Source organism: Modestobacter altitudinis (assembly GCF_005930475.1).
Taxonomy (GTDB): domain Bacteria; phylum Actinomycetota; class Actinomycetes; order Mycobacteriales; family Geodermatophilaceae; genus Modestobacter; species Modestobacter altitudinis.
Window position 1 is genome coordinate 24,056 of sequence record NZ_SJEW01000011.1, and the last position, 24,978, is coordinate 49,033.

A 24,978-nucleotide genomic window follows, 5' to 3' on the forward strand; every position below is an offset into this window, starting at 1 on the left:
CGTGGGGGGGCAGGAGGGTCCTTCGTCAGTCGGTGCCGGACTCCATGGCGGCCCGGTCGAGCAGCTCGTCGTGGGCGGAGATGCCACCGCGGGAGGCGATCGCCTCGGCGCCGCCCTCCTGGGTGGCGTCGATGAGCCCGGTGGACGCGGCCTGCGCCGCGCCGATCGACGTCGGCGTGGAGCCGCCGACCATGCCCATCCGGGCGTACTGCTCCAGCTTGGCGCGGGAGTCGGCGATGTCCAGGTTGCGCATGGTCAGCTGGCCGATCCGGTCCAGCGGCCCGAAGGCGGAGTCCAGGGTCCGCTCCATCGACAGCTTGTCCGGGTGGTAGCTGAACGCCGGACCGCTGGTGTCCAGGACCGAGTAGTCCTCGCCGCGCCGCAGCCGCAGCGTCACCTCGCCGGTCACCGCCATGCCGACCCAGCGCTGCAGCGACTCGCGCAGCATCATCGCCTGCGGGTCCAGCCAGCGGCCCTCGTACATCAGCCGGCCCAGCCGCCGGCCCTCGGTGTGGTAGCTGGCCAGGGTGTCCTCGTTGTGGATGGCGTTGACCAGCCGCTCGTAGGCGGCGTGCAGCAGCGCCATGCCCGGTGCCTCGTAGATGCCGCGGCTCTTGGCCTCGATGATCCGGTTCTCGATCTGGTCGGACATGCCCAGCCCGTGCCGCCCGCCGATGGCGTTGGCCTCGAGCACCAGGTCGACGGCGGAGTCGAACTCCTTGCCGTTGAGGGTGACCGGCCGCCCGTACTCGAAGCCGACCGTGACGTCCTCGGCCAGGATCTCGACCTCGGGGTCCCAGAACCGGACGCCCATGATCGGCTGCACCATCTCCACGCTGGCGTCCAGGTGCTCCAGCGCCTTCGCCTCGTGCGTGGCACCCCAGATGTTGGCGTCGGTCGAGTACGCCTTCTCCGCGCTGTCCCGGTAGGGCAGGCCGTGGGCGACCAGCCACTGGGACATCTCGGTGCGGCCGCCCAGCTCGGTGACGAAGTCGGCGTCCAGCCACGGCTTGTAGATCCGCAGCGCCGGGTTGGCCAGCAGGCCGTAGCGGTAGAACCGCTCGATGTCGTTGCCCTTGTAGGTCGAGCCGTCGCCCCAGATCTGCACGCCGTCCTCGAGCATGGCGCGCACCAGCAGGGTGCCGGTGACCGCGCGGCCCAGCGGGGTGGTGTTGAAGTAGCTGCGACCGCCGGAGCGGATGTGGAACGCCCCGCAGGTCAGGGCGGCCAGCCCCTCCTCGACGAGGGCGGCCCGGCAGTCGACCAGCCGGGCGATCTCGGCCCCGTAGGCCGTGGCCCGGCCGGGCACCGAGTCGATGTCGGGCTCGTCGGCCTGGCCGATGTCGGCGGTGTAGGTGCAGGGCACCGCGCCGCGGTCGCGCATCCAGGCCACCGCCACCGAGGTGTCGAGACCACCGGAGAAGGCGATCCCGACGCGTTCGCCGACGGGCAGGGACGTGAGGACCTTGGACACGACAAGAAGTATGCATGACCCTGCATGACCATGCAAAGCCGGGGTCGGTCAGGCCAGGGAGACGGTGGCCAGCAACTCGGCCGCCCGGTCGGCGTCCCCGTCGACGGTCACGGTGGTCAGCGGGACGCGCCGCCAGGCGGCGAGCAGCAGGTCGCCCGCCGGCCCGGTGAGGGTGGCCACCGGCAGGTCGCCCGAGTCGGCGAAGAGACGGCGCTCGGCGTCGGCGTCGACGGCGTGGAAGACCAGCGGCTGGGCACCGGCCGGGGGGCCGTCGGGCAAGGTGCCCGGGACCATGACCTCCAGCCACTCGTCGAGCCCGTCCAGCCCGACGCCGGGAGTGATCGGCGTGACCTCCCCGAGCACCTGCTCGGCGTCGACCCGGTGCACCGTGGCCTCCTGGGCCTGCCGGCGCAGCACGAACGCGACGTCCTGCTGGGGTGCCCAGGTCCACACCGGGTCGCCGGGCGCCGCCCGGGTCAGCGCGTCCTCCAGCACGCGGGCCTGGTCGGCCAGGAACGCGGGCAGCTCGTCGTCGGCCGGTCGGACCGGCTCGGGGTACCGGGCGGGGGAGGTGGCCCGGGTGCGGACCAGCCAGCCCCAGAAGTGCTGCACCTGGGCCAGGTGCCAGACCAGGTCGGCGAGGTCCCAGTCCGGGCAGCCCGGGACGCGGGCCCGCCAGCCGTGCCGGGTGTGCGCGGCGGTGGCCGCCACGGCGAACCGGGCGTTCTCCTCGCGCAGGACCTGCAGGTGCTCCTCGGGTGCCACGGGCGTCCTCCCCCTCGACCGGCCGGTCGCTCGGGCAGGACGCTAGGGGAGGGGTACGACGGGATCGGGTGCCCGTGCCGGCCGTCGGCGTCCGGAACTAGGCTCCTGACGTGCTCTCCTGGCCTGCCCCGCTGCTCCCGACCCTGCCGGGTGCCGGCCCTGCCCTCCGGTTGTTCGACACCTCGCGCGGTGAGGTGGTCGAGACCACCCCCGGCCGCACGGCCCGGATGTACGTCTGCGGCATCACGCCCTACGACGCCACCCACCTCGGCCACGCCGCCACCTACCTGGCCTTCGACCTGGTCAACCGGGTGTGGCGGGACGCCCGGCACGCCGTGCACTACGTGCAGAACGTCACCGACGTCGACGACCCGCTCTTCGAGCGTGCCGACCGCGACGGCGAGGACTGGATCGTGCTCGGCATGCGCGAGACGGCGCTGTTCCGGGAGGACATGACCGCGCTGCGGGTGCTCCCGCCGGAGGACTACGTCGGCGCGGTCGAGGCGATCCCGCGGATCGTCGCGCACGTCGAGGCGCTCTGGGACGCGGGCCTCGCCTACTCCCTCGACGACGGCACCGGCGACGTCTACCACGACGTCTCGCAGGCACCCGGGTTCGGCACCGAGTCCGGCTACGACGAGGCGACGATGCTGCGGCTGTCCGCCGAGCGGGGCGGCGACCCCGACCGGCCGGGCAAGCGCAACCGGCTCGACCCGCTGCTGTGGCGCGGTGCCCGGGAGGGCGAGCCGAACTGGCCCGGCCCGCGCGGGGTCGCCGGCCGGCCGGGCTGGCACGTCGAGTGCGCCTCCATCGCGCTGGACACGATCGGGACCGGCTTCGACGTCCAGGGTGGGGGCAGCGACCTGGTCTTCCCGCACCACGAGTACTCCGCCGTCCACGCGGAGGCGCTGACCGCCACCAAGCCCTTCGCCCAGGCCTACGTGCACGCCGCGATGATCGGGCTGGACGGGGAGAAGATGAGCAAGAGCCGGGGCAACCTGGTCTTCGTCTCCCGGCTGCGCGGTGAGGGCGTCGACCCGATGGCCATCCGGCTGGCGCTGCTGTCCGGGCACTACCGCACCGACCGGGCCTGGACGCCGGACCTGCTCGAGGCGGCGCTGCAGCGGCTGGACACCTGGCGCCGCGCGGTGTCCCTGCCCCTCGGCGCCCCCGCCGGCCCGGTGCTGGCCGCGGTGCGCGAACGGCTGGCCGACGACCTGGACACCCCGGGCGCGATCGCCGCCGTCGACGCCTGGGCGGCCGCCAGCCTGGCCGAGGCGCGGTCGGGCAGCGGGGTACCCGTGGCCCAGGCGACCGACGACTGGGACGAGCAGTCCCCGGCGGTGGTCCGCGACCTCGTGGACGCGTTGCTCGGCATCGCGCTGGCGCCGTGACCGAGGGAGGGCCCGCGTTCCGGCTGGCCGACCGCGCGGCCAGGGAGCGCGCGGAGGAGCAGCTCGCCCGGGCCGCCACCCGCTCGGCGCAGACCCGGGGCCGGGCACGGCCGGAGCCGGAGGACGAGCTGCGGACGGCGTTCGAACGGGACCGCGACCGGATCCTGCACGCCAAGGCCTTCCGCCGGCTCAAGCACAAGACCCAGGTCTTCCTGCACCCCGACGGCGACCACTTCGTCACCCGGCTCACCCACACCCTGCAGGTCACCCAGGTGGCCCGGTCGCTGGCCACCGCGCTGTCGCTGAACGAGACGCTGGCCGAGGCGATCGCGCTGGCCCACGACGTCGGCCACTCGCCGTTCGGTCACATCGGCGAGGAGGCGCTGGACCCCTACGTCGCCGGCGGCTGGCACCACGCCGCCCAGGGCGTGCGGATCGTCGAGGTGCTGGAGGACCTCAACCTCACCTGGGAGGTCCGCGACGGGGTGCGGGCGCACAGCTGGAAGATCGCCCCGCCGCCGTCCACCCGGGAGGGTGAGTGCGTGCGCTACGCCGACCGGATCGGCTACCTCTCCCACGACGCGCTCGACGCGGTGCGGGCCGGGGTGCTGCGGGTCGGTGACCTGCCCACCCGCACGCGCACGGTCTTCGGGGAGCCGGGCAGCGCGATGGTCGGGTCGATGATCGACGCGGTCGTCGAGGGCAGCCTGTCCGCGGCCAACAGCACCGGCGCCGTCGTCATGGCCCCGGACGCGCTGGAGGCGATGGCCGAGCTGCGCGCGTTCATGTTCGCCCGGGTCTACGGGTCCGAGACCGCCGCCGGGCAGAAGAACGTGGCGATCGACGTCATCCGCAAGCTGGTCGACCACCACCTCGCGCACCCCGAGCTGATCCCGGCCAGCTACCGGGACACCGAGGCCGACGCGGTCACCCAGGTCGTCGACTACGTGACCGGGATGACCGACCGGTTCGCGCTGGCCACCCACGACCGGTTGTTCGACGACACGGCGTCCCTGCGGATGCGCCCGCTGCTCACTTCGCGACGCTGACGCGCCGCACCGCGGCCAGGTGCCGAACCCGGCCGCGGGGAGCCGCTGCGTCGTCCCTGCGCGGGAGCCTCCGGCCCCCACTCGGGACGACAGAGCGCCGTCGAGGTGGGCGGTCCGGAGATCCGTCAGTTCGGAGAGCTGCCCCTGCGGCGGAGGTACCTCTCGAACTCCTTGGCGATCTGGTCGCCGTTGGCCTGGGACAGGTCGCTCTGGGTGGCCCGCTCCTCCAGGGAGCGCACGTACTCGACGACCTCGTCGTCCTCCCCGGCCATCTCGTCGACGGTCTTGACCCAGTCGTCGGCCTGCTGCGGGAGCGTGCCCAGCGGCACGGCCACCTCCAGCACCTCCTCGACCCGGGTCAGCAGCGCCACGGTCGCCCGCGGGGACGGCGGCTGCGAGACGTAGTGCGGCACGGCGGCCCAGAAGCTCACCGCGGGCAGGCCGGCCTGCACGCAGGCGTCGGCGAAGACGCCGAGGATGCCGGTCGGCCCCTCGTAGCGCGAGGTCTCGACGCCCCACTGGGCCGCGGACTCGTCGTCGTAGGCCGACCCGCTCACCGGGGTGGGCCGGGTGTGCGGCGTGTCGGCCAGCAGCGCGCCGAGGGCGACGACGGTGGTGACGCCGAGGTCCTGGCACAGGTCGATGAGCTCGTCGCAGAAGCTGCGCCAGCGCATGTTCGGCTCGATGCCGCGGATCAGGACGACGTGCCGGTCGCTGCCCGGCGGCTTGGTCACCGAGATCCGGGTGGTCGGCCACTCGAGGCGGCGGGCGACACCGTCGACCAGCGACACGGTGGGCCGGTTGACCTGGAAGTCGTAGTAGTCCTCGGGGTCCAGCGCGGCGAGCAGGTCGGCGTCCCAGATGAGCTCCAGGTGCTCCACCGCGCCGGTGGCGGCGTCCCCGGCGTCGTTCCACCCCTCGAATGCGACCACGACCACCGGGCCGTCCAGCTCGGGCAGGTCGTCTGCGACGGACTTGGGATCGATCACCCTGCGAGCCTACGTCGATCTGGCCGACCGGCCGCTGTGCTGCGCCGGGGAGAGCGCGCTGCGGCCGGTTGTGTTGGGCCGGTGGACGGGAAGTGGGACGATGGGAGCGCTGTTCGAGGACGACGAGGCGCCGAGGCCCGTCGGAGTTGCCAGGGCCCTGGCGCCGGACGCCTCCGTGACCGTGCCTCACCGACGCCCGAGGACCGCCCCGTGCCCGAGTTCTCCCCGCCCGTCCCCGCCGAGCTCCGACCGGACGCCACCGCAGCGCTCACCGCGCAGCTGGCCCAGCGCATCATGGTGCTCGACGGGGCGATGGGCACGGCGATCCAGCGCGACCGGCCGGACGAGGCGGGCTACCGGGGGAAGCGCTTCGCGGACTGGCCCATCGACGTCCAGGGCAACAACGACCTGCTGAGCATCACCGCTCCGGAGATCATCAGCGGCATCCATCGGCAGTACCTCGAGGCCGGTGCCGACCTGATCGAGACCAACACCTTCAACGCCACGAGCATCTCGCTGGGCGACTACGGGATGTCCGACCTGGCCTACGAGCTGAACCTCACCTCGGCCCGACTGGCCCGCGCCGCCTGCGACGAGATGACCGCGCGCACGCCGGACCGGCCCCGCTACGTCGTCGGCGCGATCGGCCCGACCAGCCGGACGGCGTCGATCTCCCCGGACGTGAACGACCCCGGCGCCCGCAACGTCAGCTACGACGAGCTGGTCGAGGCCTACCTGGAGCAGGCCGGCGGGCTGGTCGACGGCGGCTCCGACGTGCTGCTCGTCGAGACGATCTTCGACACCCTCAACGCCAAGGCGGCCGTCTTCGCGCTGGAGACGCTGTTCGAGCAGCGCGGCCGCCGCTGGCCGGTGATGATCTCCGGGACCATCACCGACGCCTCCGGCCGCACGCTGTCCGGCCAGGTCACCGAGGCGTTCTGGTACTCGGTGCGGCACGTCCAGCCGCTGCTGGTGGGGCTGAACTGCGCGCTGGGGGCCAAGGAGATGCGGCCCTACATCGCCGAGGTCGCCCGGGTCGCCGACACGTTCGTGTCCTGCTACCCGAACGCCGGGCTGCCCAACGCCTTCGGCGAGTACGACGAGGCGCCGGAGGAGACCGCGGCGATCCTCGAGGAGTTCGCCACCGCAGGTTTCGTCAACCTGGTCGGTGGCTGCTGCGGCACCACCCCGGAGCACATCGCCGCCATCGCCCGGGCGGTGCAGGACAAGGCACCCCGCACTCCGGTCGAGGTCGGGCGGGCACTGCGGCTGTCCGGGCTGGAGCCGGTCACCATCGATGAGGACTCGCTGTTCGTCAACGTCGGTGAGCGCACCAACATCACCGGCTCGGCCCGCTTCCGGAACCTGATCAAGGCCGGCGACTACCCGGCTGCGCTGGCGGTCGCCCGCCAGCAGGTCGAGGCCGGCGCGCAGGTCATCGACATCAACATGGACGAGGGGATGATCGACGGCGTCGAGGCGATGGACCGCTTCACCAAGCTGATCGCCTCCGAGCCGGACATCTCCCGGGTGCCGGCGATGATCGACTCCTCGAAGTTCGACGTCATCGAGGCCGGCCTGAAGAACGTCCAGGGTAAGGCGATCGTCAACTCCATCTCGATGAAGAACGGCGAGGAGGAGTTCGTCCGCGAGGCCCGGCTGTGCCGCAAGTACGGCGCCGCGGTCGTCGTGATGGCCTTCGACGAGGACGGCCAGGCCGACACCCTCCAGCGGCGGCAGCAGATCTGCCGCCGGGCCTACGACATCCTGACCACGGACGTCGGCTTCCCGGCCGAGGACATCATCTTCGACCCGAACGTCTTCGCCGTGGCCACCGGCATCGAGGAGCACGCCGACTACGGGCTGGCCTTCATCGAGGCGACCCGGTGGATCAAGCAGAACCTGCCCGGCGCGCTGGTCTCCGGCGGCATCTCGAACGTGTCGTTCTCCTTCCGCGGCAACAACAAGGTCCGCGAGGCGATCCACGCCGTCTTCCTGTACCACGCGATCCGCGCCGGCCTGGACATGGCGATCGTCAACGCCGGCGCGCTCGAGGTCTACGACGAGGTGCCCGAGCTGCTGCGGGAGCGGATCGAGGACGTCGTCCTCAACCGCCGCCCGGACTCGACCGAGCGGCTGCTGGAGATCGCCGGGGACTTCGCCGGCGACGGGTCGGTGCAGGAGGTCGCCACCGAGGAGTGGCGGTCGCTGCCGGTGGCGGAGCGGATCACCCACGCGCTGGTCAAGGGCATCGACGCGCACGTCACCGAGGACACCGAGGAGCTGCGCCAGCAGATCAGCGCCCGCGGCGGCCGGCCGATCGAGGTGATCGAGGGCCCGCTGATGGACGGGATGAACGTCGTCGGCGACCTGTTCGGCGCCGGGAAGATGTTCCTGCCCCAGGTGGTCAAGTCCGCCCGGGTGATGAAGAAGGCCGTCGCCCACCTGATCCCCTACATCGAGGCGGAGAAGCAGCCCGGCGACGCCGAGCGCAGCAACGGCAAGGTCGTCATGGCCACCGTCAAGGGCGACGTCCACGACATCGGCAAGAACATCGTCGGCGTCGTCCTGCAGTGCAACAACTACGACGTCGTCGACCTGGGCGTGATGGTGCCCGCGCAGAAGATCCTGGACGCCGCCAAGGCCGAGGGCGCCGACGTCATCGGGCTCTCCGGGCTGATCACGCCGTCGCTGGACGAGATGGTCAACCTCGCCGCGGAGATGGAGCGGCAGGGCTTCGACGTCCCGTTGCTGATCGGCGGGGCCACCACCTCGAGGGCGCACACCGCGGTGAAGGTGGCGCACAAGTACCACGGCCCGGTGATCTGGGTGAAGGACGCCTCGCGGTCGGTGCCGGTCGTCGCCTCGCTGCTGTCGGACGAGCAGCGCCCCCGGCTGCTCGCCGAGACCGAGGCCGACTACGCCGCGCTGCGCGAGCGGCACGCCGCCCGCTCCGACACCCGCACGCTGCTGCCGCTGGCCACCGCCCGCGCCCAGGCCCCGGCGATCGACTGGGCCGACTACTCCCCGCCGCGGCCGCGGATGCTGCTCCAGCAGGCCCACGACGTGTGCAGCGGGCCGGACTGCGACCACCTGCACGGCACGGCGACCCAGTTCGTCCGGACGTTCACCGACTACCCGCTGGACGAGCTGCGCGGGTACATCGACTGGCAGCCCTTCTTCCACGCCTGGGAGATGCGGGGCCGGTTCCCCGACATCCTGCACAACCCGGCCAGCGGCGAGGCCGCCCGCCGGCTGTACGAGGACGCGCAGGCGATGCTCGACCAGCTGATCGAGGAGAGGTGGCTGCGCGCCAGCGGCGTGTTCGGGCTCTTCCCGGCCAACCAGGTGGACGGCGAGGACATCGAGGTCTACGCCGACGACTCGCGCACAGCTGTGCGCGCCACCCTGCACCAGCTGCGCCAGCAGACCGAGGGCCGCGACGGCTCGGCCCGCATGTCGCTGGCCGACTTCGTGGCGCCGAGGACCACCGGGCTGCGGGACCACGTCGGGGCGTTCGCGGTCACCGCCGGACTCGGCTCGGCGGAGAAGGTGGCCCGGTTCAAGGCCGACCACGACGACTACAACGCGATCCTGCTGGAGTCGCTGGCCGACCGGCTCGCCGAGGCCTTCGCCGAGCGGCTGCACGAGCGGGTCCGCAAGGAGTTCTGGGCCTACGCCCCCGACGAGCACCTCGACGCCGACGGGCTGCTCGCCGAGTCCTACACCGGGATCCGCCCCGCGCCCGGCTACCCGGCGTGCCCGGAGCACACCGAGAAGCAGACGATCTGGGAGCTGCTCGACGTCGAGGCCGCGACCGGCATCCAGCTGACCGAGAGCATGGCGATGTGGCCCGGCGCCTCGGTGAGCGGGCTGTACTTCTCCCACCCGCGGTCGCGGTACTTCGTGCTCGGCCGGCTCGGCCGGGACCAGGTCGAGGACTACGCCCGCCGCAAGGGCTGGACCGTCGACGAGGCCGAGAAGTGGCTCTCCCCGAACCTGGGCTACCGGACCGAGGACGAGTGAAACACCCCGCTTCCCCTCACCCTTCGCAGGCTCAGGGTGAGCCTCTGAACCGGGGCTTACAGCCACTGGAGGCTGTGCTGTTCGACATGGACGGCACGCTGGTGGAGACCGAGGAGCTGTGGGGCGAGGCGTTGTCCGAACTCGCCGGGCAGTTGGGCGGGGAGCTGTCCGACGGCGCCCGGGGGCGCACGGTCGGCACCTCCATGCCGGTGGCCATGGGGATCCTGTACGCCGACCTGGGCACCACCCGCACCGAGCAGCAGCACGCCGAGGACGCCCGGTGGGTGGAGGACCGGACCGCGGCCCTGATGAGCAGCCGCGGCGTCCCCTGGCGTCCCGGCGCCCGGGAGCTGCTGACCGCCGTCCGGGACGCCGGTGTGGCGACGGCCTTGGTGACGACGACGGCGCGCCGGATCGCGAGCATCGTGCTGGACCGGTTCACCGCCGAGCTCGGTCACCCGCCGTTCGACGTCACCGTCTGCGGCGACGAGGTGCCGGCCCGCAAGCCCGACCCCGCGCCCTACCGGCAGGCGATGGCCGCCCTGGGGGTCGACCCCGGGTCGAGCCTCGTGGTCGAGGACTCGGCGGTCGGGGTGACCGCCGGCCTGGCCGCGGGTGCGGTCGTGCTGGGCGTGCCCTCGTTACAGTCACTGGATCCGCGGCCCGGTCTGGTGTTGCGGGGGACCCTCGTCGGCCTCACCGTCGGCGACCTTGAGGAGCTGCTGGGCGCCGGCGAGCCGCTCGAACTGCCTGCCTGAGCCCGCCCGCCCGAGAGACCCGGCGCGCCGCTGAGCCGGGTCAGGCGGGGGTGACCGGGAGGGTCGTGCGCCAGCCGGCGGCCGCGGCTGCGTCGGCCGGGAAGGGCGGCGGGGTCCCGCCGAACGCGGGGCAGAGCGCCTGGTGGTCGCACCAGCTGCACAGCCGGGTCTTGTTCGCCCGGAAGTCGCCGGTGGCCACGGCCCGCTCGATCGCCGCCCAGATCGCCTGCAGGGTCCGCTCGAAGCGCAGCAGCTCGGCCTCGTCGGGGGAGTAGGTGAGCGCGTCGCCGTCCTTGAGGTAGAGCAGCTTCAGCTGCGCGGCGACCACCCCGCGGGTGCGCCACAGCACCAGTGCGTAGAACTTCATCTGGAACAGCGCCTTGGCCTCGAACGCCTCCCGCGGCACCGCACCGGTCTTGTAGTCCACGACCCGCAGGGCACCGGTGGGGGCGACGTCGAGCCGGTCGACGAAGCCGCGGAGCAGCAGCCCGTCGGGCAACGTGACCTCGACCAGCTCCTCCCGGCCGTCCGGCTGGATGCGGGTCGGGTCCTCCAACCGGAAGTAGGTCTCCACCAGCTGCCCGGCCGAGGCGAGCCACGCCTCCAGGCCCCCGTCGCCCGCGGGCCCGGCCGGCTCAGCGCCCTCAGCGCCCTCTGCCCCTTCGGTGACCTCGAAGAGCTCGGCGATGCCCGGCTCGGCGCGCAGCTCCGCCCAGGCCGGCGCGACCAGGGTCTGGGCCGCCTCGACGGTGCGCTCGGCCGGCGGGAGGTCGTAGAGCTTCTCCAGCACGGCGTGCACCAGCGTGCCCCGCACCGCGGCCCGCGACTTCTTCTCCGGCAGCCGGTCGATGGTGCGGAAGCGGTACAGCAGCGGGCAGGTCTTGAAGTCGGCGGCCCGGGAGGGGGAGAGGGACGGGCGGCGAGGGGCCGTGTCGGCCGCCGTCGCCCGCTCCGCAGCGGTGTCCACGGTCTGCTCGGTCTCCAGCGTCACCGTCATGGACCCGAGGCTAGGTGGACCCTCCGACATTCCCGCGTGTGCGCGCCGGGAGCGCCGCTGATCGCCGTCCGTACCCTCCTCTCACGTGGACGTACAGCAGCAGCACCCGGCCGACGAGACCCCGACCCCGGGCGAGGTGCTCGCCGAGGTGCCGCTGGAGCCGGTCGTGGTCGCCGGGGAGCCCGCGCCGACCGAGGCTCCCGAGCCGGTCGAGGGGGCCTTCCGGGTGGGTGACCGGGTGCAGCTGACCGACCCCAAGGGCCGGCACCACACCGTCGTGCTGACCCCGGGCAAGGAGTTCCACACCCACCGCGGCGCGATCAGCCACGACGAGCTGATCGGTGCGCCCGAGGGGTCGGTCGTCCACTCGACCGCGAACACCGGGTACCTGGCGCTGCGCCCGCTGCTGGCCGACTTCGTGCTGTCCATGCCCCGCGGGGCGCAGGTCATCTACCCCAAGGACGCCGCGCAGATCGTCGGGTTCGGCGACATCGGCCCCGGCATGCGGGTGCTCGAGGCCGGCGCCGGGTCCGGTGCGCTGAGCTGCTCGCTGCTGCGCGCCGTCGGGGAGCACGGCACGCTGACCAGCTACGAGCGGCGGGAGGACTTCGCCGACGTCGCGCGAGGCAACGTCGGGGCGTTCTTCGGCGAGGTGCCGGCCAACTGGTCGCTGCGGCTGGGCGACCTCGACCAGCACCCGGCCGCCGAGGTGGTGGACCGCGTCGTCCTGGACATGCTCGAGCCCTGGGCGGTGCTGCCCACCGTCGCCGCCGCGCTGCGGCCCGGCGGCGTCCTCGTCGGGTACGTGGCCACGACGACGCAGCTGTCGGCCTACGTGGAGGGGCTGCGGGCGCAGGGCGTGTGGACCGAGCCGTACGCCTGGGAGACGCTGCTGCGCCCCTGGCACGCCGAGGGCCTCGCCGTCCGGCCCGAGCACCGGATGGTCGCCCACACCGCCTTCCTCGTCACCGCCCGGCGGCTCGCCGAGGGGGCCGTCGCGCCGATGCGGCAGCGCCGCAAGAAGCTGGTCTGACCGCACTGTCGTTTGCTGTCCGATGTCGGGGGGATGACGTCGAGGACCATCGGACGCGGGCGTCGCGCAGGGTGCGGCGACGTCGGGGCTCGCGTGTATAGATTGGCTCCCTGGCCCCCGATGGTGTGCGGAGGTGCGCGATGACCGTGGGTCCCGACGAGTTCCGAGCGCGACGTGAGCGTGACGTCGCCTCGCTGATCAGCCAGATCTCCTACCTCGAGGAGGAGATCGGGCTGCTGCGACGCAAGGTGTCCGACAGCCCGCGCCAGGTGCGCGCGCTGGAGGAGCGGCTGGCCGAGGCAGAGGGCCGCGCGGCCTTCCTGTCCGAGCGCAACGACAAGCTGGCCGGCACGTTGCGCGAGGCGCGCGAGCAGCTGGTCACGCTCAAGGAGGAGGTCGAGCGGCTCGGCCAGCCGCCCTCCGGTTACGGCATCTTCCTGGAGCGGTTCGAGGACGGCACCGTCGACGTGTTCACCGGCGGCCGCAAGCTGCGGGTGTCGGTGTCCCCGACGATCGAGGTCGAGGAGCTCCTGCACGGCCAGGAGGTCATGCTCAACGAGGCGATGAACGTGGTGGCCGCGCGCGGCTTCGAGCGGGCCGGCGACGTGGTCATGCTCAAGGAGCTGCTCGAGCCGGTGCCGGGCATCCCACGCCGGGCGCTGGTCATCGGGCACACCGACGAGGAGCGGGTGGTCTGGCTCGCCGACTCCCTGGAGGGCCAGCCGCTGCGCAGCGGTGACTCGCTGCTGCTGGAGACCCGGTCGGGCTACGTGTACGAGCGAATCCCCAAGAGCGAGGTCGAGGAGCTCATCCTCGAAGAGGTCCCCGACATCGACTACACCGACATCGGTGGCCTGTCCCGGCAGATCGAGCAGATCCGCGACGCGGTCGAGCTGCCGTTCCTGCACGCCGACCTGTTCCACGAGTACGAGCTGCGGCCGCCGAAGGGCATCCTGCTCTACGGGCCGCCCGGGTGCGGCAAGACGCTGATCGCCAAGGCGGTGGCCAACTCGCTGGCCAAGAAGGTCGCCGAGATGAACGGCGACAACGACACGAGCCAGGGGAAGTCCTTCTTCCTCAACATCAAGGGCCCCGAGCTGCTCAACAAGTACGTCGGGGAGACCGAGCGGCACATCCGCCTGGTGTTCCAGCGGGCCCGGGAGAAGGCCAGCGAGGGCACGCCGGTCATCGTCTTCTTCGACGAGATGGACTCCATCTTCCGGACCCGCGGGTCCGGGGTGTCCTCCGACGTGGAGAGCACGATCGTCCCGCAGCTGCTCAGCGAGATCGACGGCGTCGAGGGGCTGGAGAACGTCATCGTCATCGGCGCCTCCAACCGCGAGGACATGATCGACCCGGCCATCCTGCGGCCCGGCCGGCTGGACGTGAAGATCAAGATCGAGCGGCCCGACGCCGAGGCTGCCCGGGACATCTTCAGCAAGTACCTGACGACGACGCTGCCGATCCACACCGACGACCTGGCCGAGCACGGCGGCAGCCGTGAGGCGACGATCGCCGGGATGATCCAGAGCACCGTCGAGCGGATGTACACCGAGACCGAGGAGAACCGCTTCCTGGAGGTCACCTACGCCAACGGTGACAAGGAGGTCCTGTACTTCAAGGACTTCAACTCCGGCGCGATGCTGCAGAACATCGTCGACCGGGCCAAGAAGATGGCGATCAAGGACCGGCTGGAGACCGGCGTCGGGGGCCTTCGGGTCGGGCACCTGATGGCCGCGTGCGTGGACGAGTTCAAGGAGAACGAGGACCTGCCCAACACGACCAACCCCGACGACTGGGCGCGGATCTCGGGCAAGAAGGGCGAGCGGATCGTCTACATCCGCACGCTCATCAGCGGCAAGGGCCCGGAGAGCGGCCGGGCGATCGACACCGCCACCAACACCGGCCAGTACCTGTAACCCGCGGCACCTGGACCGGCCCTCGTCGCACCTCGCGGCGGGGGCCGGTCCGCGTTGGTCCGCCGGTCACCGGCCCGTTCCCCGCGCCGCCTAACCTGGCCCCATGAGCGTGCGACGGGTGATGGGCACCGAACTCGAGTACGGGATCTCCGTGCCGGGGCAGCCGGGTGCGAACCCGACGACGCTGTCCAGCCAGGTGGTGAACGCCTGGGCCGTGGCCGAGGCGCCGACGCCCCGGCGGCCGCGGTGGGACTTCGAGGAGGAGTCGCCGCTGCGCGACGCCCGCGGGTTCGACCTGTCGCCGGCGAGCGCGCTGGACCACAACGACCTGGATGACGACGCCGGGATGGCCAACGTCATCCTGACCAACGGCGCCCGGCTCTACGTCGACCACGCGCACCCGGAGTACTCGACGCCGGAGGTGACCAACCCGCGCGACGTGGTCCTCTGGGACAAGGCGGGGGAGAAGATCATGGCCGAGGCGGCCCGCCGCGCGGCCCGGGTCCCCGGCACCCAGCCCATCCAGCTGTACAAGAACAACACCGACGGCAAGGGCGCCTCGTACGGCTCGCACGAGAACTACCTGATGGACCGCCGGACGCCGTTCATCGACATCATCCGCGGCCTCATCCCGTTCTTCGTGACCCGCCAGGTGTTCGCCGGCGCCGGCCGGGTGGGCATCGGCACCGAGGGGCGCACCCAGGGGTTCCAGCTCTCCCAGCGGGCCGACTTCTTCGAGGTCGAGGTCGGGCTGGAGACGACCCTCAAGCGACCGATCATCAACACCCGGGACGAGCCGCACGCCGACGCCGACAAGTACCGCCGGCTGCACGTGATCATCGGGGACGCCAACCTCGCCGAGCTGTCCACGTACCTCAAGGTCGGGACGGCGTCGCTGGTCCTGGCGATGATCGAGGCCAAGGCGCTCACGCGGGACCTCACGATCGAGGACCCGGTGGACGCGCTGCGGGCGATCAGCCACGACCCCTCGCTGACCCACCGGGTGCGGCTGCGCGACGGGCGGCGGCTGACCGCCATCGAGGTGCAGCAGGAGTACCTGGGCATGGCCCAGCGGTTCGTCGCGGCCACCGGCGCCGACGACGAGCAGACCGCGGACGTGCTGCGGCGGTGGGCCGAGGTGCTCGAGGACCTCAGCGTCGACCCGATGCGGCTGGCCGACCGGTTGGACTGGCCGGCCAAGCTGCGGCTGCTGGAGGGCTACCGGCAGCGCGACGGCCTGCAGTGGGGGGACGCCCGGCTCAAGCTCGTCGACCTGCAGTACTCCGACGTGCGGCCGGACAAGGGGCTGTACCACCGGCTGGTCGCCCGCGGCTCGATGCAGCGGCTGCTCACCGACGAGGAGGTCACCCGCGCGATGACCCACCCGCCGACCGACACCCGGGCCTTCTTCCGCGGCGAGTGCCTGCGGCGCTACCCCGCCCAGGTCGCGGCGGCCTCTTGGGACTCGGTCGTCTTCGACGTCGGCCGGGAGAACCTGGTGCGCATCCCGACCATGGAGCCGCTGCGCGGGACCCGCGAGCACGTGGGTGCGCTGTTCGACTCGACGTCGTCGGCGGTGGAGCTCGTGGACACGATCACCGGGGGCTGAGCCCGCACCCGAGGGGGAACGTCGCCCGGACCGCCCACCGGTCGCCGGGTGCGTCCCGCGCGAGCAGGACGACCTCGGTCGCGCGGCCGCTGACCGGCAGCTCGGCCAGGACCTCGCGTTCGGCCGCCTCGAGCAGCGGCCGGGAGTGCCGGTGGCCGACCGTCAGGTGCGGGACCGCGTCGGGGAACCGCCCCTCGAACGGCGGGTGCTGCGGGAAGGCGGCGTGCAGCCGGCCGGTGAGCTCGCGGAAGGGCTGGGGGTCCTCGGGGGCGAGCCACAAGACGTCGTCGCCGAACCAGGCGGTCCGCCGGAACTCGGGGTCGAAGGCGGGCACGCTGGCGACGGCTGCGCCGATCGCGGCAAGAGTCGACTCGTCCAGCGCGGACGGCGGGGCGAAGGGGAAGAGCACGGTCACGTGGGCCGGGGCTCCCTGCGAGGCGTTCTCGTCCAGCAGCTGCCGCTGCCGGCCGATGACCGGCTCCGCCTCGGGGACGAGGACGACCAGCCCGGAGAGCGCGGAGTCCTCGGCCACCGGGTGACCGTAGGCGGCGCGGGCCGACGCGGCCGACGGCTTTTCCCCTCCACGGCGCGACGACGGCGAACTGTCACACCACGCGGGTAGCTTCAGCTCCAGTACCGACCCAGCACCGAGCTCAGGAGGACGAGATGGCCACCAGGGACACCGGCGGGCAGCAGCGGGCCACGCGGTCGCGCGAGGAGACCGAGGAGGTCGAGGCGTCGGTCGACACCGACGTCTCCGAGCGCACCAAGGAGGTCACCGAGGACGTCGACTCCCTCCTGGACGAGATCGACGGGGTGCTGGAGGAGAACGCGGAGGAGTTCGTGCGCTCCTACGTTCAGAAGGGCGGTCAGTGATCGTCTCGGCACGCTGAGTCACTGACGTGAAGACGTGTCCGGCCTGCGGCGAAGACAAGCCAGCGAATGCGTTCGGGCGTAATCGGACGCAGCCGGACGGGCTCTCCTTCTACTGCTTGCCGTGTAATCGCCGGCGCAACGGTGAGTGGTACCGGCGATCGCGAGCAGCGCAAGGGCTGGAGGTGCGAGACCTCTCCTGGGTTCCGGATGGTTTCCGCTGGTGTCCGAGCTGCCGGCAAGCGGTGTCCCACGAGAACTACTCGCGGAACTCGGGGCAGTCATCGGGGTTCGGGAGCACGTGTCTCGCCTGCAAGCGCCGCTCCCAGAACGAGACCTACTGGCGGCGCAGGTACGGGATGAGCAGGTCTCAGGTCGACCAGTTGCGGCGCGCTCAGTCAGATCGCTGTGCCATCTGTGGCGATCAAAGCCCTGAACACCTGGATCATGACCATGGGTCGGGCAAGATCCGGTCCTTGCTCTGCCAGCGATGCAACTTCGGGCTCGGGCTGTACCGGGATGACCCGGAACTCCTTCGGGCGGCCGCCGACTACGTCGAGGAGCACCGTGACGAGCAGCGACTGGAGCGTCCGCGGCCGCTGGCGCAGCGTCGGCAGCAGGTCAGCGGCCGAGTCGGCTCCCCGCCGGTAGGGTCACGACGACGTCCGCCGGGCACTCGACGGACGGATCTGTGCAGTCGAGGCCGCGCACTGCCGGCGGCGAGAGAGGTGGATGGGTGAGCGACACGTCAGCTGCCCGGAGCGGGTTCACCCCCGCCTATCTGGACCGGGTGGGCTCTTCGTTCACCGACTTCCTGGGCACTGCCGCCCCCGACCTGCTGCCCGGCCGACGCACCCTGCCGGCGGTGTCGGTCGCAGAGCTCGCCCCGCACGGCACCACGATCGTCTCGGTCACCTTCGACGGCGGCGTCCTGATGGGCGGCGACCGGCGGGCGACCATGGGCAACCTCATCTCCAGCCGTGACATCGAGAAGGTCTACGCCGCGGACTCCTGGTCGGTCATCGGCATCGCCGGCGCCGCGGGCATCGCGATCGAGATGGTCCGGCTGTACCAGGTCGAGCTCGAGCACTACGAGAAGATCGAGGGGATGACGATGTCCCTCGACGGCAAGGCCAACCGCCTCGCCGGCATGATCCGCGGCAACCTCGGCGCGGCGATGCAGGGCCTGGCCGTCGTCCCGCTCTTCGCCGGGTACGACCTCGACGCCGCCGAGGGTGCGAGCCCCGGCCGGATCTTCAGCTACGACGTCACCGGCGGGAACTACGAGGAGCGCGGCTACGCCTCGGTCGGCTCCGGCTCGCTGTTCGCCAAGAACTCGCTGAAGAAGACGTGGCGCTCGGGCCTGTCCGCCGACGCCGCCACCCGCGCTCTCGTCGAGGCCCTCTATGACGCCGCCGACGACGACTCCGCCACCGGTGGTCCTGATCCCGTCCGGCGGCTCTACCCGATCGTGTACCGGGTCGACGCCGAGGGCGCGGTCCGACTGACCGACGACGAGGTCGCCGCCGTCGCCGAGGCGATCGTCGCCGACCGGGCCGCCGCCGAGCGGGAGGGCTGAGCCATGACCATGCCGTACTACGCCTCCGCCGAACAGGTCATGCGGGACCGCTCGGAGTACGCCCGCAAGGGCATCTCCCGCGGTCGCAGCGTCGCCGTGCTCACCTACGCCGACGGCGTCCTGTTCATCGCCGAGAACCCCAGCTCCACCCTGCACAAGGTCAGCGAGCTCTACGACCGGATCGGCTTCGCCGCCGTCGGCCGGTACTCGGAGTTCGAGAGCCTGCGGGTCGCCGGCATCCGGCTGGCCGACGTCCGCGGCTACTCCTACAACCGCCGTGACGTCACCGGCCGGGTCATCGCCAACGCCTACGCGCAGACCCTCGGTGAGGTCTTCACCCAGCAGATGAAGCCCTTCGAGGTGGAACTGTGCGTCGCCGAGGTCGGCGACACCCCGGAGTCCGACCAGCTCTACCGGCTGACCTTCGACGGGTCGATCGTCGACGAACCCGACTTCGTCGTCATGGGCGGTCAGGCCGACGCGGTCACCGCGAACCTGCGGCAGCACTTCACCCACGGTCTCGGCCTCGCCGAGGCGCTGCGGGTGGGCGTGCAGGCGCTGTCCGCGGTCAGCCCGGCGACGGCGGCCAACGGGGGAGGGCACGAGCAGCTCCCCGCCGAGCAGATCGAGGTCGCCGTCCTGGACCGGCGCCGTCCCAAGCGGGCCTTCCGCCGGGTCGTGGGCGCCGCGCTGGCCGCACTGCTCGCCGACCAGCCGGCCCCCGAGGAGGCAGCGCCGGCCGAGGTGGCCACCGGCCATGCGCCCAGCGCTCCGGCACCGGGCACCCCGCCGGGCCTGGGTGACCCGGCGGCGGTCGACACCGCCGGAGGTGCCGAGCAGGCGTCCGTCCAGCCGGGCACCCAGGACGGCGTCGGCGGCGGCACCGACGGCGACAGCACGACCCGAGACCAGTGAGCGGCGCGGCGCGCTCGGGACACGAGCCGAGCGCGCCGCGGACGCCTAGGCTGAGCGGGGTGGAACGACGGATCTTCGGCATCGAGACCGAGTACGGCGTCACGTGCACCTTCAAGGGGCAGCGACGCCTCTCACCTGATGAGGTGGCGCGCTACCTGTTCCGCCGCGTCGTCTCCTGGGGACGCAGCTCCAACGTGTTCCTGCGGAACGGCTCCCGGCTGTACCTCGACGTGGGCAGCCACCCCGAGTACGCCACCGCCGAGTGCGACGACGTCACCGAGCTCGTCGTCCACGACAAGGCGGGGGAGCGGATCCTCGAGGGCCTGATGATCGATGCCGAGCAGCGCCTGAACGAAGAGGGCGTCACCGGCGACATCTACCTGTTCAAGAACAACACCGACTCGGCCGGCAACAGCTACGGCTGCCACGAGAACTACCTCGTCGGCCGGCACGGCGAGTTCAGCCGGCTGGCCGACGTGCTGATCCCGTTCCTGGTGAGCCGGCAGATGGTCGTCGGCGCGGGCAAGGTCCTGCAGACCCCCCGCGGTGCCGTCTACTGCGTCAGCCAGCGCGCCGAGCACATCTGGGAGGGCGTCTCCAGCGCCACCACCCGCTCCCGGCCGATCATCAACACCCGCGACGAGCCGCACGCCGACGCCGAGCGCTACCGGCGGCTGCACGTGATCGTCGGCGACTCCAACATGAGCGAGACGACGACGCTGCTCAAGGTCACCATCACCGACCTGGTGCTGCGGATGATCGAGCAGGGCGTCGTGCTGCGGGACATGACGCTGGAGAACCCGATCCGGGCGATCCGCGAGATCAGCCACGACATGACCGGGCGGCGCAAGGTGCGGCTGGCCAACGGCCGGGAGATGTCCGCGCTGGAGATCCAGCAGGAGTACCACGACCGGGCCGCCGAGTTCGTCGAGCGCGAGGGCTACGGGCCGGTGCACCGGCAGATGCTCGAGCTGTGGGGGCGCACCCTCAAGGCCATCGACGGCGGCGACCTGAGCCTGATCGACCGCGAGATCGACTGGGCCATCAAGTACCAGCTCATCGAGCGGTACCGGGGCAAGCGGGACCTCCCGCTGTCCAGCCCGCGGGTGGCCCAGATGGACCTCGCCTACCACGACATCCGCCGCGGTCGGGGGCTCTACTACCTGCTGGAGAACGCCGGGCAGGTCGACCGGGTGACCCACGACCCGGCGATCTTCGAGGCCAAGAACGTGCCGCCACAGACCACCCGGGCCAAGCTGCGCGGCGAGTTCATCCGCCGGGCGCAGGAGAAGCGGCGCGACTTCACCGTCGACTGGGTGCACCTCAAGCTCAACGACCAGGCCCAGCGGACCGTCCTCTGCAAGGACCCGTTCAAGGCCGTCGACGAGCGGGTGGAGAAGCTGATCGCGTCGATGTAGGCGCCGCTGCGCGGTGGGAGCCGCGCGGAACTCCTGCCGTCCGGCCCAGGCCGCCGGCGGCTGTGCCTCCAGCAGGTCCGGAACGGCAGGTGGGCACCTCCGGCCTGCGCTGAGCGGGGCAGCGGGCCCCCGGACCGGTACCCGGTCAGCCGCTTCGCCGCGGGGGCGGTACGTGCGGCCGACGTTCCCCGGATCGACCTGAGCCACGCAGCTCGAACGGCTGACCGACGCCCTGGTCGCGTCGGTGGACGAGGCGCGCTGGTGGCCGCCAGATGCCGGCCGGCGTCGCCCTCGGTTGTCCGCCGTTATCCCCAACTGGCGGCTCATGAACGGCTCACCCGCACCGACCGCGCCGGTGGACAAGGGCGCCCTGCATGCAACCGGTCCTCCAGGCGGCCGGAGACATGGCGGGTCGCCACGCACGTCCGTGCGCAGCGAATGGGATGACGCTTGGCGTGGGGCAGGAGGCCCGAACCGGGGGAGCGGTGCCAGGGAGAGGGGCCCAACCGGTCGCCGACCCAGCCCGGGGCGAGGGAGTGGTGCCGCCGGGGTGGCCGCCCGACCCAGGGCGCGCCGACCAACTGCAGGACCCGGCGGGTGCCGCCAGGGCAGATCCATGGCCGGCGACGGGGAGGGCTCGGTGTCGGATCGCCGTGCTGGTCGGCTTCGCCTCGGGGAGCGGACCCACGACCAAGGGGCACCCGAAGATCTCACACCTACCGTTATCCCCAACTGTCGCGACGCTCCGTCGGCGCGCGGACAGACCCCGACGACGGCGGATGACACCGTTCCGACATCGCCCGCCATCTGCGCCCTTCCGGGACATACAACCGTTATGCCCAACAGAGCGCGTCGCCCTTCCGACAGGAAGAGCTCAGCAGTGACAGCGACGGCCCCGACGGACGGCTGACGTCGGGGTGCCGGCCACTTGAAGCTGTTCCCTGACGGGCGCGGACTCGCAGCTGGAGGGACAGGTGCGAGCCCGGGCGGACACCGGGGTGGGAGGTCCGCAGGTCAGGCCGACAGTGGACCGAACAGGGTCAGCTGAGCCGCGTACCGGCCGGCAGCCGCTGCGGCCAGGAAGTAGGCACGGTCCTCGTCGAGCCCACGGCCCATCGTCGACAGCGGGACGCCGACGTCCCGCAGCGCCGTCTCCAGCCCGTCGCTGTCGACCCACTCGATCGGGTTGCGCTGCGGCTGGCCCGCCAGGTCCTCCTCGACCTGGCTGCCCAGCTCCGAGCCCAGCCCGCGGGGGGCCACCAGGTACACCCCGCCGAGCGCCACCCGCCCGAACGCGGTCAGCGAGTGGTGGGACACCCCGCGGTGCCGGGGCCGCGGGTCGGCCTCGGAGATCCGCAGCGCCCCCACGGTCTGCCCGCCCAGCACGTGCACCGCGTTGCAGGCCTCACCGGCGGCCACCCCGGAGAAGCCCCACGGCGTCCCGGTGCCGAGGTTGCCCGGGCCCTGGGTGACGATCGTGACGTCGGCGTGCAGCACGTGCCGGGCGGCCAGCAGCCCGGTGTGCACGGTGACCGCCTCCAGGTCCCCGCCGAACGCCTGGCCGACGGTCACCACCCCGGCCAGCGAGTCGGCCAGCGAGTCCAGGGTGCGGGAGAACGCCGCCGGCAGCGCCCCGCCGTCGGTCATCACGTAGGCGACCCGCAGCGCCGGGTCGGTGGCCTGCACCCCGGCGAGGACCGCGGGCAGCGCCGAGTGCAGGTCCGCCACGACCACCGGCATGCCGCCCAGGTCCTCGGCCTCGGCGATCAGCTGGTGGTGCTCGGTGTCCTGCTCGTCCACGCCCTGCACGGTCACCTGCAGCGGCGTGTACCGGCCCTTCACCAGGTGTCCGGGGCCGGTCGGGTCGGCCGGCAGCCGGTCGGGGACGGCGACGACCAGCGCGTAGCCGCCGGTGCCCAGCCGCTGCGCCCACGCGGTGGTGTTGAGCAGCACGTCGTCCCCGACCCGGGGGGAGCCGACGACCGAGGGGTGGGCCAGCGCCCGGAGCGTCCCGTCGCCGTCCACCTCGACGGTCATCTCCTGGGCGTCCCGCCAGGACCGGCCGAGCTCGGTGACCCGGCCGCGGCGCCAGCGGATCCGGCTGCCGGGCACGGGGGAGGAGTCGCTGGTCACCGGGGCAGGTTAGTCAGCCGATCGCCGGGGAGGCCGGAGGGCCAGGGCACTAGCCTGTGCGCGTGGCAGCCAAGCGGGCAGAACGACTGGTCAACCTGGTCATCGCCCTGCTCGGCACCCGGCAGTACGTGTCGGCGGCGAAGATCCGCGACACGGTCCCCGGCTACGAGCCCGACGACGGCACGGAGCGGGCCGACGAGGCGTTCAAGCGCATGTTCGAGCGGGACAAGGCCGAGCTGCGTGAGATCGGCGTCCCGCTGGAGACCGGCCGCACCAGCGTCTTCGACACCGAGGACGGCTACCGCATCGCCCGCGCCGACTACGAGCTGCCCGAGATCACCCTCACCGGCGAGGAGGCCGCGGCGGTCGGCCTGGCGCTGCGGCTGTGGCAGTCCGCGCAGCTCGCCGGCGCCGCGCAGAGCGCGCTGGTGAAGCTGCGGGCCGCCGGCATCGAGGTCGACCAGACCCGCGGCATCCAGATCCAGCCCCGCCTGGACGCCGGCGAACCTGCCTTCGAGCCCTGCTACGCCGCGGCCCGGGACCGCCGCGAGCTCACCTTCGACTACCGTCGTCCGGACGCCGACCGGGCCAGCCGGCGCCGAGTCCAGCCCTGGGGCGTGGTCGCCTGGCACGGCCGCTGGTACCTGGTCGGGCACGACCTCGACCGGCAGGCGCCGCGGGTGTTCCGGCTGTCCCGGGTCACCGGGACACCGCGGCCCAGCGGACCGGAGGGCGCCTTCGAACCCCCGGCCGACCTGGACCTGGCCTCGGTCGTCGCCCGGCAAGAGGCCCGCGAGGAGCACCTGGTCATCGTCCGCGCCCGCCCCGGCACCGCCATCGGCCTGCGCCGGCACGCCGAACCACTCGGTCCCGCCGACGACGGTGACGACCGGCTGCAGCTGCGCACCACCGAGCCGTGGGCGCTGGCCGACGAGCTCGCCTCCTACGGCCCCGACGTGCTGGTCGAGGCACCGCAGCGGATGCGCCAGGCCGTCGTCGACCGGCTGACCCGGCTCGCCGCGATGGAGGAGCGCGCGCCGGGCGATCGGGGAAGAGGAGACCGAGCATGACGACGCCGAGCACCGCGGAGCGGATGATCCGGCTGCTGGCCCTGGTGCCCTACCTGCAGGCCCGCCCGGACGGCGTCCGGCTGGCCGACGCGGCCGCCGACTTCGGCGTCCCCGAGGCCCAGCTGCGCCGCGACCTGGACCTGCTGTGGGTGTGCGGGCTGCCCGGGCACGGCCCCGGCGACCTGATCGACCTGGCCTTCGAGGGCGACCGGGTGCGGGTCACCTTCACCGCCGGCATGGTGCGGCCGCTGCGGCTGAGCACCGACGAGGCGGTGGCGCTGATCGTCGCGCTGCGCACCCTGCTGGAGCTGCCCGGGCTGGCCGAGGGGGAGGCGGTCAGCCGCGCCCTGGCCAAGGTGTCGGCCGCGGCCGGGCACCCCGCCGAGGTCGCCGCGCCGGTCGTGGTCAGCGTCGACGCCCGCGAGCAGTCGCTGTCCGTCGTCCGCGCCGGCCTGGAGCGTCAGCGCGCCCTGCACCTGCACTACTACGTGCCCAGCCGGGACGAGCGCACCGAGCGCACCGTCGACCCGATGCGGCTGCTGCTGGTCGACGGGCACTGGTACCTGGAGGCGTGGTGCCGCAACGTCGAGGGCACCCGGCTGTTCCGGCTGGACCGGATCGACGACGTCACGGTGCTCGACGAGCCGGCCGCCCCGCCCCCGGAGGCGCACGAGCGCGACCTGGACGGCGGTCTCTACCAGCCGCCCGCGGAGGCGCCCCTGGTGCGGCTGCGGCTGGCCCGCACCGCCCGCTGGGTCGCCGACTACTACCCGGTGGAGGAGCAGGGCGAGGTCGGTGACCCGCCCGGCGGCCTGGCCGTCGCGGTCCGCACGTCGGACCTCGCCTGGGCCCGCCGGCTGGTCGCCTCCCTCGGCGGTGCGGCGACGGTGGACGAGCCCGCCGAGCTGGCCGCCCAGGTGGCGGGGGAGGCGCGGGCCGCGCTGGCCCGTTACGCGGACTGACGGTCAGCGCAGTGC

General features: G+C 72.5%; 20 protein-coding genes. 14 read left to right on the plus strand and 6 right to left on the minus strand.

Features of this window, described 5'->3' with window-relative positions:
- Window positions 1–25 precede the first annotated feature (25 nt).
- Window positions 26–1,474 (minus strand): argininosuccinate synthase, encoded by a 1,449-nt coding sequence (gene argG, locus FHL79_RS06345; RefSeq protein WP_138757774.1) that lies wholly within the window; start codon window positions 1,472–1,474, stop codon window positions 26–28.
- Window positions 1,475–1,522: 48 nt separating this feature from the next.
- Window positions 1,523–2,239 carry a maleylpyruvate isomerase family mycothiol-dependent enzyme gene (locus FHL79_RS06350; RefSeq protein WP_138757775.1) on the minus strand — a complete coding sequence of 239 codons (717 nt, stop codon included), beginning with the start codon at window positions 2,237–2,239 and terminating at the stop codon, window positions 1,523–1,525.
- 110 nt (window positions 2,240–2,349) lie between these two features.
- Between FHL79_RS06350 and mshC the strand changes: the two genes are divergently transcribed.
- Both mshC and FHL79_RS06360 read left to right on the plus strand, forming a co-directional pair.
- Window positions 2,350–3,633 (plus strand): cysteine--1-D-myo-inosityl 2-amino-2-deoxy-alpha-D-glucopyranoside ligase, encoded by a 1,284-nt coding sequence (gene mshC / locus FHL79_RS06355; protein WP_138757776.1) that lies wholly within the window; start codon window positions 2,350–2,352, stop codon window positions 3,631–3,633.
- Window positions 3,630–4,682: an HD domain-containing protein gene (locus FHL79_RS06360; RefSeq protein WP_138757777.1), complete on the plus strand. Its 1,053-nt coding sequence runs from the start codon at window positions 3,630–3,632 to the stop codon at window positions 4,680–4,682. Before mshC ends, FHL79_RS06360 begins: the two co-directional genes overlap by 4 nt.
- 125 nt (window positions 4,683–4,807) lie before the next feature.
- On the opposite strand, the gene FHL79_RS06365 is transcribed toward FHL79_RS06360, so the two are convergent.
- Window positions 4,808–5,671, minus strand: a complete 864-nt coding sequence (locus tag FHL79_RS06365) for a PAC2 family protein (RefSeq protein WP_138757778.1) — start codon at window positions 5,669–5,671, stop codon at window positions 4,808–4,810.
- Between the two features lie 210 nt (window positions 5,672–5,881).
- On the opposite strand from FHL79_RS06365, the gene metH reads away from it, so the two are divergent.
- On the plus strand, window positions 5,882–9,697 hold the full coding sequence (gene metH, locus FHL79_RS06370; protein WP_138757779.1) for a methionine synthase: 3,816 nt from the start codon (window positions 5,882–5,884) through the stop codon (window positions 9,695–9,697).
- 74 nt (window positions 9,698–9,771) lie between these two features.
- Window positions 9,772–10,455 (plus strand): HAD family hydrolase, encoded by a 684-nt coding sequence (locus tag FHL79_RS06375; protein ID WP_138757780.1) that lies wholly within the window; start codon window positions 9,772–9,774, stop codon window positions 10,453–10,455.
- Between the two features lie 40 nt (window positions 10,456–10,495).
- Here FHL79_RS06375 and FHL79_RS06380 read toward each other — a convergent pair whose 3' ends face one another.
- Window positions 10,496–11,452, minus strand: coding sequence for a RecB family exonuclease (locus FHL79_RS06380; RefSeq protein ID WP_218938351.1), 957 nt, complete (start codon window positions 11,450–11,452; stop codon window positions 10,496–10,498).
- An 85-nt stretch (window positions 11,453–11,537) separates the two neighbouring features.
- Between FHL79_RS06380 and FHL79_RS06385 the strand changes: the two genes are divergently transcribed.
- The 3 genes from FHL79_RS06385 to dop all read left to right on the plus strand — a co-directional run bounded on the left by FHL79_RS06385 (window position 11,538) and on the right by dop (window position 16,013).
- On the plus strand, window positions 11,538–12,485 hold the full coding sequence (locus FHL79_RS06385; protein WP_281283856.1) for a tRNA (adenine-N1)-methyltransferase: 948 nt from the start codon (window positions 11,538–11,540) through the stop codon (window positions 12,483–12,485).
- 140 nt (window positions 12,486–12,625) lie between these two features.
- On the plus strand, window positions 12,626–14,404 hold the full coding sequence (gene arc / locus FHL79_RS06390; protein ID WP_138757781.1) for a proteasome ATPase: 1,779 nt from the start codon (window positions 12,626–12,628) through the stop codon (window positions 14,402–14,404).
- Between the two features lie 103 nt (window positions 14,405–14,507).
- Window positions 14,508–16,013: a depupylase/deamidase Dop gene (gene dop / locus FHL79_RS06395; protein ID WP_138757782.1), complete on the plus strand. Its 1,506-nt coding sequence runs from the start codon at window positions 14,508–14,510 to the stop codon at window positions 16,011–16,013.
- Here the strand turns inward: dop and FHL79_RS06400 are convergent.
- The gene (locus FHL79_RS06400; RefSeq protein ID WP_138757783.1) at window positions 16,000–16,545 is read right to left on the minus strand and encodes a 2'-5' RNA ligase family protein; all 546 of its coding nucleotides are present in this window, start codon (window positions 16,543–16,545) and stop codon (window positions 16,000–16,002) included. The two genes, dop and FHL79_RS06400, sit on opposite strands and share 14 nt — an antisense overlap.
- Before the next feature lie 134 nt (window positions 16,546–16,679).
- On the opposite strand from FHL79_RS06400, the gene FHL79_RS06405 reads away from it, so the two are divergent.
- The 5 genes from FHL79_RS06405 to pafA all read left to right on the plus strand — a co-directional run bounded on the left by FHL79_RS06405 (window position 16,680) and on the right by pafA (window position 20,798).
- Window positions 16,680–16,889 (plus strand): ubiquitin-like protein Pup, encoded by a 210-nt coding sequence (locus FHL79_RS06405; protein WP_014740622.1) that lies wholly within the window; start codon window positions 16,680–16,682, stop codon window positions 16,887–16,889.
- Between the two features lie 242 nt (window positions 16,890–17,131).
- Window positions 17,132–17,626: an endonuclease domain-containing protein gene (locus FHL79_RS26420; protein ID WP_369333683.1), complete on the plus strand. Its 495-nt coding sequence runs from the start codon at window positions 17,132–17,134 to the stop codon at window positions 17,624–17,626.
- The gene (gene prcB, locus FHL79_RS06415) at window positions 17,623–18,465 is read left to right on the plus strand and encodes a proteasome subunit beta (RefSeq protein WP_171058056.1); all 843 of its coding nucleotides are present in this window, start codon (window positions 17,623–17,625) and stop codon (window positions 18,463–18,465) included. The genes FHL79_RS26420 and prcB overlap by 4 nt, the downstream gene beginning before the upstream one ends.
- 3 nt (window positions 18,466–18,468) lie before the next feature.
- Window positions 18,469–19,380 carry a proteasome subunit alpha gene (gene prcA / locus FHL79_RS06420; protein WP_138757785.1) on the plus strand — a complete coding sequence of 304 codons (912 nt, stop codon included), beginning with the start codon at window positions 18,469–18,471 and terminating at the stop codon, window positions 19,378–19,380.
- A gap of 59 nt (window positions 19,381–19,439) precedes the next feature.
- Complete coding sequence (gene pafA / locus FHL79_RS06425) at window positions 19,440–20,798, plus strand: Pup--protein ligase (RefSeq protein WP_014740626.1); 1,359 nt, start codon at window positions 19,440–19,442, stop codon at window positions 20,796–20,798.
- 1,014 nt (window positions 20,799–21,812) lie between these two features.
- Here the strand turns inward: pafA and FHL79_RS06430 are convergent.
- Window positions 21,813–22,931, minus strand: a complete 1,119-nt coding sequence (locus FHL79_RS06430; RefSeq protein ID WP_138757786.1) for a DUF3866 family protein — start codon at window positions 22,929–22,931, stop codon at window positions 21,813–21,815.
- A gap of 62 nt (window positions 22,932–22,993) precedes the next feature.
- Here FHL79_RS06430 and FHL79_RS06435 point away from each other — a divergent pair, with 62 nt between their 5' ends.
- The gene (locus FHL79_RS06435; RefSeq protein WP_138757787.1) at window positions 22,994–24,001 is read left to right on the plus strand and encodes a helix-turn-helix transcriptional regulator; all 1,008 of its coding nucleotides are present in this window, start codon (window positions 22,994–22,996) and stop codon (window positions 23,999–24,001) included.
- The gene (locus FHL79_RS06440) at window positions 23,998–24,963 is read left to right on the plus strand and encodes a helix-turn-helix transcriptional regulator (protein ID WP_138757788.1); all 966 of its coding nucleotides are present in this window, start codon (window positions 23,998–24,000) and stop codon (window positions 24,961–24,963) included. The genes FHL79_RS06435 and FHL79_RS06440 overlap by 4 nt, the downstream gene beginning before the upstream one ends.
- Window positions 24,964–24,978: the final 15 nt, after the last annotated feature.

Coding starts and splice junctions, on each gene's coding strand:
- FHL79_RS06380 (WP_218938351.1), bottom strand. CDS start 11,452: ATGACGGTGACGCTGGAGACCGAGCAGACCGTGGACACCGCTGCGGAG.
- arc (WP_138757781.1), top strand. CDS start 12,626: ATGACCGTGGGTCCCGACGAGTTCCGAGCGCGACGTGAGCGTGACGTC.
- dop (WP_138757782.1), top strand. CDS start 14,508: ATGAGCGTGCGACGGGTGATGGGCACCGAACTCGAGTACGGGATCTCC.
- FHL79_RS06405 (WP_014740622.1), top strand. CDS start 16,680: ATGGCCACCAGGGACACCGGCGGGCAGCAGCGGGCCACGCGGTCGCGC.
- prcA (WP_138757785.1), top strand. CDS start 18,469: ATGACCATGCCGTACTACGCCTCCGCCGAACAGGTCATGCGGGACCGC.
- FHL79_RS06440 (WP_138757788.1), top strand. CDS start 23,998: ATGACGACGCCGAGCACCGCGGAGCGGATGATCCGGCTGCTGGCCCTG.